This window comes from Williamsia sp. SKLECPSW1 (genome assembly GCF_054332755.1).
On sequence record NZ_JBTGLI010000001.1, the window covers coordinates 3,181,830 to 3,194,869 of the forward strand.

The 13,040-nt window shown below is 71.8% G+C and carries 12 protein-coding genes and 1 riboswitch; of the genes, 8 read left to right on the forward strand and 4 right to left on the reverse strand.

The annotated features are described in order from the left end of the window. Positions 1 to 10: 10 nt before the first annotated feature. Positions 11 to 1,621 (forward strand): glutamine-hydrolyzing GMP synthase, encoded by a 1,611-nt coding sequence (gene guaA / locus ACXVUM_RS14990; RefSeq protein WP_458522570.1) that lies wholly within the window; start codon positions 11 to 13, stop codon positions 1,619 to 1,621. A 109-nt stretch (positions 1,622 to 1,730) separates the two neighbouring features. Here the strand turns inward: guaA and ACXVUM_RS14995 are convergent, their stop codons facing one another. Next, a complete protein-coding gene (locus ACXVUM_RS14995; protein WP_458522571.1) occupies positions 1,731 to 1,934 on the reverse strand; it encodes a hypothetical protein in 204 nt (67 codons plus the stop codon). Further along, positions 1,927 to 3,135: a PspC domain-containing protein gene (locus tag ACXVUM_RS15000; protein WP_458522572.1), complete on the reverse strand. Its 1,209-nt coding sequence runs from the start codon at positions 3,133 to 3,135 to the stop codon at positions 1,927 to 1,929. Before ACXVUM_RS15000 ends, ACXVUM_RS14995 begins: the two co-directional genes overlap by 8 nt. A gap of 130 nt (positions 3,136 to 3,265) precedes the next feature. On the opposite strand from ACXVUM_RS15000, the gene ACXVUM_RS15005 reads away from it, so the two are divergent. The 5 genes from ACXVUM_RS15005 (at position 3,266) to ACXVUM_RS15025 (ending at position 7,869) form a co-directional block, all read left to right on the forward strand. Then, positions 3,266 to 4,483: an ATP-binding protein gene (locus ACXVUM_RS15005; RefSeq protein ID WP_458522573.1), complete on the forward strand. Its 1,218-nt coding sequence runs from the start codon at positions 3,266 to 3,268 to the stop codon at positions 4,481 to 4,483. Further along, positions 4,480 to 5,139 carry a LuxR C-terminal-related transcriptional regulator gene (locus ACXVUM_RS15010; RefSeq protein WP_458522574.1) on the forward strand — a complete coding sequence of 220 codons (660 nt, stop codon included), beginning with the start codon at positions 4,480 to 4,482 and terminating at the stop codon, positions 5,137 to 5,139. Before ACXVUM_RS15005 ends, ACXVUM_RS15010 begins: the two co-directional genes overlap by 4 nt. 57 nt (positions 5,140 to 5,196) lie before the next feature. Next, complete coding sequence (locus ACXVUM_RS15015) at positions 5,197 to 5,865, forward strand: HEAT repeat domain-containing protein (protein WP_458522575.1); 669 nt, start codon at positions 5,197 to 5,199, stop codon at positions 5,863 to 5,865. Next, complete coding sequence (locus ACXVUM_RS15020) at positions 5,852 to 6,856, forward strand: MerR family transcriptional regulator (protein WP_458522576.1); 1,005 nt, start codon at positions 5,852 to 5,854, stop codon at positions 6,854 to 6,856. Before ACXVUM_RS15015 ends, ACXVUM_RS15020 begins: the two co-directional genes overlap by 14 nt. 43 nt (positions 6,857 to 6,899) lie before the next feature. After that, positions 6,900 to 6,977, forward strand: a riboswitch (ZMP/ZTP riboswitch). A gap of 22 nt (positions 6,978 to 6,999) precedes the next feature. After that, positions 7,000 to 7,869, forward strand: coding sequence for a bifunctional 5,10-methylenetetrahydrofolate dehydrogenase/5,10-methenyltetrahydrofolate cyclohydrolase (locus ACXVUM_RS15025; protein WP_458522577.1), 870 nt, complete (start codon positions 7,000 to 7,002; stop codon positions 7,867 to 7,869). Here ACXVUM_RS15025 and ACXVUM_RS15030 read toward each other — a convergent pair. After that, positions 7,866 to 9,164, reverse strand: coding sequence for a protein kinase domain-containing protein (locus ACXVUM_RS15030; RefSeq protein WP_458522578.1), 1,299 nt, complete (start codon positions 9,162 to 9,164; stop codon positions 7,866 to 7,868). The two genes, ACXVUM_RS15025 and ACXVUM_RS15030, sit on opposite strands and share 4 nt — an antisense overlap. A gap of 186 nt (positions 9,165 to 9,350) precedes the next feature. On the opposite strand from ACXVUM_RS15030, the gene ACXVUM_RS15035 reads away from it, so the two are divergent. Together ACXVUM_RS15035 and ACXVUM_RS15040 are read left to right on the forward strand one after the other, a co-directional pair. Continuing rightward, positions 9,351 to 10,184, forward strand: a complete 834-nt coding sequence (locus tag ACXVUM_RS15035) for a hypothetical protein (RefSeq protein ID WP_458522579.1) — start codon at positions 9,351 to 9,353, stop codon at positions 10,182 to 10,184. A gap of 11 nt (positions 10,185 to 10,195) precedes the next feature. After that, positions 10,196 to 11,770 carry a DNA polymerase Y family protein gene (locus ACXVUM_RS15040; protein ID WP_458522580.1) on the forward strand — a complete coding sequence of 525 codons (1,575 nt, stop codon included), beginning with the start codon at positions 10,196 to 10,198 and terminating at the stop codon, positions 11,768 to 11,770. A gap of 7 nt (positions 11,771 to 11,777) precedes the next feature. On the opposite strand, the gene ACXVUM_RS15045 is transcribed toward ACXVUM_RS15040, so the two are convergent. Further along, entirely contained in the window at positions 11,778 to 13,001 is a 1,224-nt protein-coding gene (locus ACXVUM_RS15045; protein WP_458522581.1) for a serpin family protein, read from the reverse strand. Between the last annotated feature and the right edge of the window lie 39 nt (positions 13,002 to 13,040).

Consider the following 13,040-nt stretch of genomic DNA (forward strand, 5'->3'; position numbering starts at 1 on the left):
ACTCACGCGGGTGACGCACGACGACCCGATCGCCGCAGCCGCCCCCCGACCGGTCCTGGTCGTCGACTTCGGTGCCCAGTACGCGCAGCTCATCGCACGGCGCGTACGTGAGGCCCGGATCTACTCCGAGGTGATCCCGCACACCGCGACGATCGAGGAGATCAAGGCCAAAGACCCTGTCGCGCTCATCCTCTCGGGTGGCCCCGCGTCGGTGTTCGCCGCCGACGCCCCCGGGTTGGACCCGGAGATGTTGGCGATGGGCCTGCCCGCCTTCGGCATCTGCTACGGCTACCAGGCCATGGCGGCCGGGCTCGGCGGTGTGGTCGCCAACACCGGTGGTCGGGAGTTCGGACGCACGACGCTGTCGGTGACGGGGGAGTCGGTGCTGCACTCCGGGCTGCCCGACACGCAGCCGGTCTGGATGAGCCACAACGACGCCGTCCAGACGCCGCCGGAGGGGTTCACGGTCACCGCGTCGACACCCGGGGCGCCCGTCGCTGCGTTCGAGAACCTCGAGCGTCACATGGCCGGGGTGCAGTACCACCCCGAGGTCATGCACACGCCGCACGGTCAGCAGGTCCTCACCCGGTTCCTCTACGAGATCGCCGGACTCGAGCCGAGCTGGACACCGGCGAACATTGCGGAATCGCTCATCGCCCAGGTCGCGGAGCAGGTCGGCGACGGTCAGGCCATCTGCGGGCTGTCGGGCGGCGTCGACTCCGCGGTCGCCGCGGCACTCGTGCAGCGGGCCATCGGCGACCGGTTGACGTGTGTGTTCGTCGACCACGGTCTGCTGCGCGCCGGTGAGCGTGAGCAGGTGCAGACCGACTTCGTCGCCGCCACCGGCGCGCGGCTGGTCACCGTCGACGCCGAGGAGACCTTCCTGCGCGAGTTGTCGGGCCAGACCGACCCGGAGTCCAAGCGCAAGATCATCGGCCGCGAGTTCATCCGGTCGTTCGAGGGCGCGGTCGCCGAGGTGCTCGACGGCAGTGACGGCGACCCCGGCGCCGGGAGCGGGCCGAGACAGCCCGTCGACTTCCTCGTCCAGGGGACGCTGTACCCGGACGTCGTCGAGTCCGGCGGCGGCAGCGGCACGGCGAACATCAAGAGCCACCACAACGTCGGCGGCCTCCCCGAGGATCTCGAGTTCACCCTCGTCGAACCGCTGCGTCTGCTGTTCAAGGACGAGGTGCGCGCCGTCGGACGGGAGCTGGGTCTGCCGGAGGAGATCGTTGCGCGCCAACCGTTCCCGGGCCCCGGCCTGGCGATCCGCATCGTCGGCGAGGTGACCGCGGAGCGTCTGGAGACGCTGCGCGCCGCCGATCGCATCGCGCGTGAGGAGCTGACCGCCGCCGGTCTCGACTCCACCATCTGGCAGTGCCCGGTGGTACTTCTCGCCGACGTGCGCAGCGTCGGGGTGCAGGGCGACGGACGCACCTACGGGCATCCGATCGTGCTCCGGCCGGTGTCGAGCGAGGACGCGATGACCGCCGACTGGACCCGCATCCCCTACGAGACGTTGGAGTTGATCTCCACCCGCATCACGAACGAGGTCGCGGACGTCAACCGCGTCGTCCTCGACGTCACCAGCAAGCCGCCGGGCACCATCGAGTGGGAGTGAGCGCGTCGGCCTGATCCGCCGAGTGGGCCGAAGTTGCGCGCCGAGCGTGCCACAACTGTTCGCCGAGCCGAAGCCACACTCGGGACGGTTGTGGCCGACCCGACGAGTGTCACCGTGTACGGGAACGCAATCCGCCCGCGATCACCAGACCGACACCGACCGCACCGGCGACGCCGACGCCGATCCACGGGAACACCGTGAGGTCGCCGGTCGACGGTCCGCCGAGCAGTCCCCACACCGCGATCGCGAGCGCGACCAGCCCGACGATCACCTGCACGATGTCGACCGGCCCGCGGGTCTTCTCCTCAGCCACGATTCACCTCGATCTTCCCCGCGACGGCGGACGCGTCGACGGTCAGTACCGGTCCGGCCGTCCCGTCGTCACCACCCTGGACACCTGACGGACAGGATTGGTCGCCGACGGTGACGCGACAGAGTTCCCGCACGTTCATGCCCGCGGGCACATCGACGACGATCTCGCCGACGCCCGCCTCGATCCGCACCGTCCGATCGGCGGTCAGCGTCACCGATCGCAGGTCGAGCGTCGCGGATCCCACCGTCAGGCTGTAGCGGGATGCGATGTCGTTCTCGGTCAGCGGGCGCCAGGTGCGGTCACCCACACCTCCGCCCGGCAACCCGGTGACCGAGTGGCTCACGCCCAGGACCACCACGACGGCGGCGAGAAGTGCGGCGATCCCGGTCAACCCGGTCCGGCGTCCGCGGAGTGCTCCGGCGACGACCCCCACCGCGATGACGGCCAACGACGCAGCGGCGATCCGGAGCGGAGTCACGCCGGCGACGCCGGCGGCGAACAATGCTGTGCCGACAGCGGCGACGACGAGTGCGAGTCCGACGACCACCACCGCGAGGGCGGTGTCGCGTGCGGGCCTCGGCGGCGCCGGTGACCCGGTCGGTGGCTCCGGCAGATCCCATGCGAACGGCGCTGCGCCCAACGGATCCCACGCGGGCGGTACGACGCGGTCGGTGACGTCCTCGGTGTCGCCGCCCGATCCGGACGGGGAGACGACCGGTTTGGTCAGCGAGACACCGTCGTTCGTGTCGACCGAGGTCCCCGGCGGTGGTTCGGGTGTACGGCGATGGAGAGCCCACACGCCGATGAGCAGCAGAACCGCGCCTGCCAGACCGCTCGACCCCCACGCCGGTGTGGGCAGGACGGCGAGCACCACCACCGCGACGACCACCAGTGCGACGGTGCCCGGCCGGTGCATCTCGTGCGCCATGCCGCTGCGGCCGAGGCGACGTCCGCGGCGGGGGTTGTCGACGCCGTCGCCCGGGAGCACGAACCAGCAGGCGATGTAGGCGAGGACGCCGCTGCCGCCGAACACGGCGGCCACGACGAGCGCGACCCGGACCAGTGTCGGGTCGACGTCGTAGCGGCGCGCGATGCCGCTGCAGACGCCGGCCAGCATGGCGTCGCCACCCGACCGCACGGGCCGGGTGCGCCAGATGTCATGCAGTTCGTCGCTCGTCGGGGGTGCCACTGTCGGACTCATGAGACCCATCGTCGGGGGCGACGGTGCCGACCGGAATCGGGATCCACCCTGAGATCTCCGCCAGATGAGGGCACCCGTGTCGGGGCTCTCCCCGATGCCGCGGCCCCGACGGTCGTGTCACGATCGGTGCATGGCCACCCGGTACACGCGCGCGGACGCGCCGTCGCACGACGACGGGTCGTCGCGTATCGCGCGCCGCGACGCCGGACGGATCGTCGGCGGGGTCGCCGGTGGTGTCGCCGACCACCTCGGCGTGCGGCCTGTCGTCGTCCGACTGGTGTTCGTGGGACTCACCGTCCTCGCGGGCGCCGGGGTGATGGCGTACGCCCTGCTGTGGTTCTTCTGCCCTCCCGGAACCGACACCGACGCGCCGGCACCGGGCGAGAGGTCGCAGGCGCTGGGGCTGGCCGTGCTGGGTGCGGTGGGACTGCTGGTGGTCGGGTCGACGGCGTCGGGGACGCCCGCGGGGTATCTGGTGCCCCTGGCGGTGATCGCCATCGGTGCGGCGGTGGTGTGGCGTGAGGTCGACCTCGGCGACCGGCGACGCACGTCCATCCTGACCTGGCTGCGACTGGTCGGCGGGGCTGTCCTCGTGGTGGCCGGTCTGGTCGGGGTGGTGCTGGCCGGCAACCACTCCTTCGGGGGGCTCAACTCGACGGTGCTGGCCGTGCTCGCCACGCTCGTCGGCGTCGTCGTGTTGACCATCCCGCTGTGGATGCGGCTGGTGCGCACCATCGACGCGGAGCGGTCGGCTCGTATCCGCACCGCCGAGCGCGAGGAGATCGCCGCGCATCTGCACGACTCGGTCCTGCAGACGCTGGCGCTGATCCAGAAGAGGTCCGACAGCCCCGACGAGGTCGCGCGTCTGGCGCGGAGTCAGGAGCGGGAGCTGCGCCGGTGGCTCTTCGACGGCCCGCGGGGACAGGAGACGTCGCTGCCGGCGGCCCTGGCATCGGTCGCCGCGGAGGTGGAGGACGAGTACGGCATCGAGGTGGACATCGTGACGGTCGGTGAGACGACGCACCGGTGCGACGCGCTCGTCGGCGCCACGAGGGAGGCTCTGGTCAACGCGGCCAAGCACTCCGGACAGCGGCGGGTCGATGTCTACGCGGAGTTGTCCGACACCGGTGCCGAGGTCTTCGTGCGAGACCGCGGTCGGGGTTTCGACCCGTCCGCCGTCGCGTCCGATCGGCAGGGCATCGCGCGTTCGATCCGTGCACGGGTCGAACGACACGGTGGCATCGTCGACATCCGCTCCACCCCCGACCGCGGTACCGAGGTCGCCCTCCGGGTCGAGTTCGACAGCACGGCAACGACATCCGATCAGTCAGAAGGGAACGGACGATGACCACGCGCACGGTCTACCTCGTCGACGACCATGCGGTGTTCCGATCCGGGGTGCGGGCGGAGCTGTCCCGCGAGGACGGCCTCGTCATCGTCGGGGAGGCGGGAACGGTGGCCGAGGCGGTCGCCGGGATCGTCGAGAGTGCACCGGATGTCGTCCTGCTCGACGTGCACATGCCCTCGGGCGGAGGGGTCGGGGTGATCCGCGGTGTCGCCGACACACGACGCGGTGTCGAGCCGGTCTACCTGGCTCTGAGCGTGTCCGACGCCGCCGAGGACGTCATCGCGACCATCCGCGCCGGGGCGCGGGGATACGTCACGAAGACCATCGCCGGTCCCGACCTCGCCGACGCGGTCCGTCGCGTCGCCGACGGCGACGCCGTGTTCAGCCCGCGCCTCGCGGGATTCGTGCTGGACTCCTTCACGGGCCGCTCGCCGATGCCGGAACCGCACCTCGATCCCGACCTCGACTCCCTGACACCGCGTGAGCTGGAGGTGCTGCGGTTGCTGGCCCGCGGCTACACCTACCGCGAGATCGCCGAGGAGCTGTTCATCTCGGTGAAGACGGTGGAGACCCACGCCTCCAACGTCCTGCGCAAGACCCAGCAGTCCAACCGCAACGCGTTGACCCGCTGGGCCGCGACGCGTCACATCGGTTGAGTGATCTTGACCCTCACACGGTGTGATGCTTTTCGGTGGGTGTCGAGGAGGACGACCATGACACCCATCACCCCACCCACAGCGATGGAAGCCCTGTCGGCGCAGCATCCGTCGGTACGCCTGCGCGCCGCGGTGCACGCCGGAACCCATCCCGACCCGATGTACGTCGACGCGCTCGTGCGACGGTGCGCTGTCGAGCCCGACTTCTTCGTGCGCGACATGCTCACCTGGGCGCTGACCCGCCACCCCGCCACGCTGGTGGTGCCGCGAATCGCGGCCGAACTCGACAGCGCGGTCCCGCAAGCTCGCAGCCAGGCGCTGCACACGCTGACGAAGGTTCGCTCGGCCGCCGGGGCGGCTGTAGTCGACCTGTGGACGCGGGTCGTCGGCCTCGTCGACGATGCCGACGACGAGGTCGCCACGACCGCGTGGCGAGCAGCGGTCGCGGTGGTGCCGACAGGTCAGGAGGGAGTCCTGGCCGACGCCCTCCTCGCGCAGCTCGGTCGAGGCGATGACGAACGGCAGCGTCGTCTGTCCCGCGCGCTGGTCGCGCTGGACTGGGTGGTCGACGATGCGGTGCGAGCGGCGATGTCGGCCGGCGACGAGCGCGTCGCCTGGCATGCCGCCCGAACCGTGCTGTTGTTCGACGACCCGGAGTCGGGTGTCGACCACTCCGTTCACGAGGCGCGTCGTGTGGCGGCGATGGGGTCCGATGCGCATCGGTGAGTTGTCGCGGATCAGCGGCATCAGCACGAGGATGTTGCGCCACTACGACGCGATGGGTCTGGTCTCACCGGGACGCCGAAACGGCAACGGCTATCGGGATTACACCGATGCCGACATCGATCGGTTGTTCCGCGTGGAGGGCCTACGGTCTCTCGGCCTGCCCCTCCATGTGATCCGAGAGGCGTTGGAGGGCGAAGACATCGAGCCGACCGCGTTGATGGAGGAGCTGATGGATCGCGCACGCGACCGGATGGAGCGCGATCGACAACTGGTGGCGAGGCTCGGCGACGTCCGGGCGACCGGGGTCTCGTCGTGGCGTGATGTCCTGGACGTGATCGCGCTGATGCAGGAACTCGATTCCCCCGACCCACTGCGCCGAAACCGTGTCGCGCTGTCCGCAGGTCGACCTGTCCCGGTCGCGGCGACGGTGGCGGCGCTCCTCACCGAGGACGAGGTGAATGTCGCCGGCGCCCTGCAGTGGTCGGTGATCCGGTCGATTCGCGACGCCGTCCCGCATCTCGCGGACGCGGTGCGGTCCGGTGACGCCCGTGCGCGGCGGCGGGCGATGGAGGTCGTCACCGCCGCAGCGCGATCCGATGCCGCGGCGGTGCTGCCGATCCTGCGCGAGGCGGTCACCCACCCGGATCCGGCGGTACGCGACCGGGCCGCGGTGGCCCTCGGCGGACTCGGTGGCGTGGAGGTCGTCGAGGCACTGATCGCGATGGTGATGCGGGGGTCGGACGACGTCGACGCCGCCGACACGCTGGGCCGTCTCGCTCGGGAACACGATGCGGGGCCTCGCATCGTCGCCGCGATCGACCGGGAACTCCGACATGCGTCGGAACCCGGCACGCGAGGACGGCTCGTGCAGGCGCTGGGCGAGATCGCGGACGAGTCGTCCCACGCGGTCCTCGCGGGACTCGTCGACGACCCGCAGCCCGACGTCTCGCTCACCGCGCGATACCTGCTGACCCTCGGGTCGGACGGCTGACGGGTCCGCGTCGACGAACTCGTCGCCACGCGGGTAGATTCGGGGTCGGGGTCGTGACTGGCGTCGGATGGATCACCATCGGGGAGCGACCTCATGCGCGCCGAACGCCTGGGCATCGATGTGTTCCGACCCCAGGAGATGCTGTGCCCGACAACCCCCTCATGATGCGCGGCGACATCCTCGCCGCCGAGATCCTGGACGCCACCGGCAGACGTGTGCGTCGTCTGATCGAGCAGTTCGGTGTCCGACCTGTTCTCGCAACGGTTCTCGTCGGCGACGACCCCGCGTCCGCGGCGTATGTGCGGATGAAGGAGCGACGCTGTCGTGAGATCGGGATGAACACCCGATCGGTCGTGATGACGGCGTCGTCGTCGACGGCCGAGGTCTGCGAGGTGGTGAGCTCCCTCTCCGACGACGCTGTGGTCCACGGGATCCTGGTCCAGCACCCGGTCGGTGACCGAGTCGACGAGCGTGCGGTGTTCGACGCGATCGATCCACGAAAGGATGTCGACGGGGTCACGTCGACATCGTTCGCCGCGCTGTCCCTCGGTCGCACCGGGCACCTCGCGTGCACGCCGGGTGGGATCCTGCGCCTGCTGGACCACCACGGCGTCGATCCGTCGGGGATGCACGCCGTGGTGGTCGGGCGCAGCGACATCCTCGGCAGGCCTGTTGCCGCTCTGATGTTGTCGCGTGATGCGACGGTCACAGTGTGCCACTCCGCCACCCGTGGTCTCGAGCGGCATGTGGCGTCTGCCGATCTCCTGATCGCCGCGGTGGGGCGCCCCCGGTTCATCGACGGTGGCCGGGTGCGGCCCGGAGCCGTCGTCGTCGACGCGGGGTACAACCCGGGCCCCGTCGGCGACGTCGATCACGACGGTGCGCGCAGACGGGCATCGATGATCACGCCGGTCCCCGGCGGGGTCGGACCGATGACGGTCGCGATGCTGGTGTCGCAGACGATGGATGCCGCCGAGTCCCTGTGCGGGTCGGGGTCCGTGTCGTCGGACTAGAGGAAGACCAGCAGCAGGAGAACGGCGAGAAGCACGAGGACGCCGAGTCCGATGAGCGTCGCGCGCAGGGGGACGGTGCGGTCGGCGGAGTCCGGGGGAGTCGTGGCGCCCGGCAGCAGCCGCGACGTGAGCGGGGGCGTGGGCCGGCCGGTGGTCCCGGCAGGCGATGCCGGAGCGGCCTGGGCGGTGCCGGCATCGGGCGTGGGTGTCGTCGGGGCGGGCTCCGGGTTCGGTGCATGCGCCGTGGCCGGGCGGACCCGGGCCGCGGGCAGTCCGGTCTCCGTCCGCGCCGACACGCCGGTGGGGTCACGACGTCCCCGCGGTGCCGGGCGACCGCCCCAGATCGGCATGCCGCCCTCGCTTCGCGGGAGCGGGGCACTCAGCACGGCGGTGGGGTTGCCGCCCGGGCCGGCGACGACGCGGGCGAGCATGTCGCGGGCCTGCGGCATGGTCGGCCGACGGGCGGGGCTCGGTTCGAGCATCGCGAGCAACACGGGGGTCAGGTCACCCGCGCGGGTCGGCGGGGTGATCTCGCCACGGGCCACCCGGTGCAGCAGCACGAGGGAGTCCTCGTCGACGCCGAACGGCGGTGTGCCCTCCACCGCGGTGTAGACGGTGGCACCGAGGGAGTAGACGTCCGACGCCTCGGTCGGCTCGGCGCCGCGGGCGACCTCGGGCGCGAAATACGCCGGCGTACCGGTGATCACGCCGTTCTCCGCGACCTGTGTCTCGTCCTTGGCGCGGGAGATGCCGAAGTCGGAGATCTTCACCAGCCCCGCGTCGCGGCCGGTGGTGGCGACCAGGATGTTGCCGGGCTTGATGTCGCGGTGGACGATCCCCTCGGCGTGCGCAGCCGCCATCGCGGCGGCCACCTGGGCACCGATCTGTGCCGAGTGCACGACGGGCAGCGTCCCCGTGGAGTGCAGGATCTGCGCGACGCTGCGGGACGGGACGTACTCCATCACCAGCCACGGCTCGCCGCCGTCGACGGCGATGTCGTGCATGGCGATGGCGTTGGCATGGGCCAGCCGGGCGGCCATGCGGCCCTCCCGCAGCGCCCGGCTGCGGACGTCGTCGGCGCTCTCGTCGGACATGCCGTCGGTGGAGACGACCTGTTTGACGGCGACCTCACGGTCGAGCAGTTGGTCGTTCGCGAGCCACACCGCACCCATGCCGCCGCCGCCGAGTTTCGACGTCAGCCGATAGCGTCCGGCGACCAGGGAACCCGGTCCGGGGACCTGTCGGGGGCGGGGCGTAGACGTCACGATGGCAAGGTTAGTGGACTCCTGCCCCATGGGTTCGCATGTCTGTCCGGTGGTTCGACGAGGCGATTGACGGTTGTCGGACCCGCGCCCTAGCATCGGGTTTCGAAAGCATGTTCGACCTGTCGTGCGTGTCCTGACACCGCTGGTGTGGGCACCTTCCCCGCGGCCCGAGAGCTGCCGACCCGTGTGCGGACGCGGGTCGGGCGAGGAGGCGTCATGACGTCGATGGGATCCGACGACCCCGCGGCACGGGCAGTGGCCGGACGGGATGCAGACGTGCAGGACACCGTGGCGATGTTGCGGGCACGGTTGGCGACGGTCTCGGCGAAGCGGACCGCTTCCGTCGTCCCCGACGACCAGCAGTCGGTGGCGGTGGTCGCCTCCGAGCAACGTCGGCGGGAGGTGCTGCCCGTGCCCGCGGCGCTCGCCGGGGTGATGCCGGGCGGCGGGGTGGCGCGTGGTGCGGTGACGACGGTCGACGGTGCGCGGTCGGTGCTGGTGGCCATCATCGCCTCGGTCACCGCCGCGGGCGGGTACGTCGGGGTGGTCGGGCACCCCCATCTGAGCCTGCACGCGGCGGCGGAGATGGGTGCCGACCTGTCCCGGGTCGCGACGGTGCCCGGCCCGACCGTCCCCGACCGGCCGGGCTCGCCCGCGTTCGACCCGGTCGAGGTGGCCGCGGTGCTCCTCGACGGACTCGACCTGGTGATCGTGGGGCTCGGCGGGGTCAGCGTGCCCCCGTCACGCTCCCGGGCGGTGACGGCCCGGGCCCGGGCCAAGGGATCGGCCCTCATCGTCACCGACGGGCGTTGGCCGGGATCCCGCGCGACGGTCACCGCACGCGTCGAGGACTACCGGCACACCCCGTTCCGCCACCTGGGGCACGGGCGCATCGCGGGGTTGTCGCTGACGGTGCGTGTGAGCGACCGCGGTGCACCCGGCACCGACACCCGCGTCGACGTGACACATCTCGACGGCCGGGTGCAGGTGGTGGCCGCTGCCGCCCGCACGACCCCGGCCCGGCCGACGCCACTGTCGGTCGCGAACTGACGGGACACACCATGTCGACACGACGCACCCTCGGTGTCTGGTGCCCGGACTGGCCGGCCGCCGCCGCCGCGGCCGACGCCGACCTCTCCCCGGACCGTCCGGTCGCGGTGATCTCGGCCAATCGGGTGATCACCTGCTCGGCGACGGCCCGCGCCGTCGGCGTCCGCCGCGGCATGAAGAAGCGTGAGTCGCAGGCGCGATGTCCCGACCTGCACGTGGTCGTCGCCGACACCGGCCGGGACGGGCGCTTCTTCGAACCACTGGTGGCGTCGGTGGCCGAGGTCATCCCGACGGTCGAGGTGCTCCGCCCGGGCCTGATGGTGCTCCCGGCCGACGGTGCCGCCCGCTACTTCGGTGGCGAGGAGGTGGCCGCGGAGAAACTCATCGACGTGGTCGCCGCGCACGGCGTGGAGTCGCAGACCGGCATCGCCGACGAGCTGTTCACCTGTGCCGCCGCCGCGCGACACGGTCGGATCGTCCCGCCCGGCGGTGACGCCGAGTTCCTCGCGGCCCTGCCGATCGGTGAGCTCGGAGCGGAGCCGAGCCTGGTCACCGACGACCGTGAGCAGCTCATCGACCTGTTGTGGCGGTTGGGGATCCGTACCGTCGGCGCGTTCGCGCAGTTGTCGGCGACCGATGTCGCCAACCGGTTCGGCACCGACGCCGTGATCGCCCACCGCGCGGCGCGCGCCGAACCCGGCCGACGGCCGTCGGGACGCCTGCCGTCCACCGATGTCGTCATCGAGCACCGGTGCGACCCACCGATCGACCGGGTCGACGCGGCGGCGTTCGTCGGCCGCCGCCTCGCCGACGAGCTGCACCGTGCGCTGATGGCGGCCGCGGTGGCGTGCACCCGGCTCACGGTGCACGCCACCACCACCGGTGGACAGCAGTCGTCCCGGACATGGAGGTGCGCCGAACCGCTGACGCCGGAGGCCACCGCCGACCGGATCCGGTGGCAGCTCGACGGGTGGCTCACCGGGCGGGCCGGTGACCGCCCGGACTCGCCCATCGCGACGCTGCGCCTGGAGCCGGTGGAACTGGTGGACTCCGGCGCGCTGCAGTTCGGGTTCCGCGGCGCGGGTATCCCCGGCGGTGACGGGGAGGTCGCCGAAAGGGCCCGTCGTGCGCTGGTGCGGGTGCAGGGACTGCTCGGCGGTGACGCGGTCCGGGTGCCGGTGGCCAGCGGGGGACGCGGTGTGGCCGAACGGGTCACGCTGGTACCTCTCGGTGACGAACTCGTCCCCGCCGCCGACCCCGCCGCACCCTGGCCCGGTCGCATCCCCGACCCGGCGCCGACGGTCGTGCTCGACACCCCGGTGGCGGTCCTCGACGTCGTCGGGGAGCCGGTGCAGGTGACTACGCGTGGCGGGTTCAGCGCAGAGCCCGCCAGCGTGACCTGGGGATCGCGACGGTGGTCCCTGCAGTGGTGGGCCGGCCCGTGGCCTGCCGACGAACGGTGGTGGGGGGCATCGTCGGAACGGGTGGGCACACACGCCCGCGCCCAGGTCCTCCTCGAGGACTCCCGCGCCCTGCTGCTGCGCTACCGACATCAGCGGTGGACGGTCGAGGGTGTCTACGAGTGAGGTCGGGTCACGACACGCTCGGATCGCGCAGCACGCCGATGAACAGCGGCAGCGACGTCGACGTGTCGACCACCTGGTAGACGAACGGGCGATCTGCGGTGAACCCGTCGCCGGCGGGAGTGGTCGTCGGCGCCGTCGACGGGCCGGTGGTCGTCGAGTCCGCGAATCCGGCGGTCCCGCGTTCGGCGATGGTCACCGCACCCGAGACACCGATGGACCCCAGCGAGGTCCCCGGGGCGATCGCGTCGAGACCGCCCGAGAACATCGAGCGCACACCGAGTCCGACGAGCGCCGGACGCATGTCGCTCGTCGTCGAGGTCGTCCATCGCGGCAGACTCACCGCGACGTCCGCACCGGTCGGTGCCTGCCGGAGAGCCGTGGCGGCGTCGGCGAGGACGCCGTCGTCGAGCACCGCGGACACGTCACCCGCGCGGTCGGGCAACACGATCTGCAGGGCGAGATCGGCTCCGGCGAAGGGGAGTTCGAGCGCCGACCACCCGCCACCGCGGGCCAGTCGTGCGGGGGTCGACGCCCGCATCATCGGCGTCTGCACCGTACGACCGGTGTCGGTGGTGAACGTGCCGTCCTCGGTGTCGTTCGGCAGGAACGGCTGCGTCCACGACGCGGCGAGGAAAGCGGTCGCCGCCACGGCGAGGGAGGTGGAACGGTTCGTCGTGATCGGGGGCTGCGTCTGTTCACCGGCGGTGTTGACGGTCGCCCACTCGTCGAGGGCACGAGCGGCCTGCCGGGTCCCGAACGCCAGCGGGTACACACCGCTGTCGAGATACCGGCTCAGCTCGTCGAGGTAGGGCGTGCGGGGTGGGGTCTGTGCGCGCAGGAAGACCCCGGTGCCCTGGTGGTACATCGGCACCGGCGGGGGATTGCCCGCGTCGACGGTGCCCGGGTCGCCGGCGACGACGGCCAGTTGACCGAGCAGGGCCGCGACCGCCGCGGGCCGGTACGGGCCGACGGCCGCGTCGATCTCCCCGGCAGCGCGACGGGACGCACCCGCCCGCACCGTCTGCAGTGCGGTCATCGCGCTGAACGGCGCCACCAGGACGTTCGGTGACTCGTCGGCGGACCGGTCGGAGCGCGCGATGGCGACGCCCAGTCGCCGGGTCCCGTCCACCACGGCGACGCTCGCATCCCGCACCGAGTCGATGCCGCGCTGGGTGAACGTCACGCTGGGGGCCCGGCTGAGCTGTGCGGTGTCCGGTGGAGGTTGCGACACAGCACAACCCGACACCGCGACCACCGCGAGGCAGACCAG

Excerpts from the sequence above, each read along its gene's own strand:
- ACXVUM_RS15000 (WP_458522572.1), bottom strand. The coding sequence starts at position 3,135 with ATGAGTCCGACAGTGGCACCCCCGACGAGCGACGAACTGCATGACATC.
- ACXVUM_RS15005 (WP_458522573.1), top strand. The coding sequence starts at position 3,266 with ATGGCCACCCGGTACACGCGCGCGGACGCGCCGTCGCACGACGACGGG.
- ACXVUM_RS15010 (WP_458522574.1), top strand. The coding sequence starts at position 4,480 with ATGACCACGCGCACGGTCTACCTCGTCGACGACCATGCGGTGTTCCGA.
- ACXVUM_RS15015 (WP_458522575.1), top strand. The coding sequence starts at position 5,197 with ATGACACCCATCACCCCACCCACAGCGATGGAAGCCCTGTCGGCGCAG.
- ACXVUM_RS15020 (WP_458522576.1), top strand. The coding sequence starts at position 5,852 with ATGCGCATCGGTGAGTTGTCGCGGATCAGCGGCATCAGCACGAGGATG.
- ACXVUM_RS15030 (WP_458522578.1), bottom strand. The coding sequence starts at position 9,164 with ATGGGGCAGGAGTCCACTAACCTTGCCATCGTGACGTCTACGCCCCGC.
- ACXVUM_RS15035 (WP_458522579.1), top strand. The coding sequence starts at position 9,351 with ATGACGTCGATGGGATCCGACGACCCCGCGGCACGGGCAGTGGCCGGA.
- ACXVUM_RS15040 (WP_458522580.1), top strand. The coding sequence starts at position 10,196 with ATGTCGACACGACGCACCCTCGGTGTCTGGTGCCCGGACTGGCCGGCC.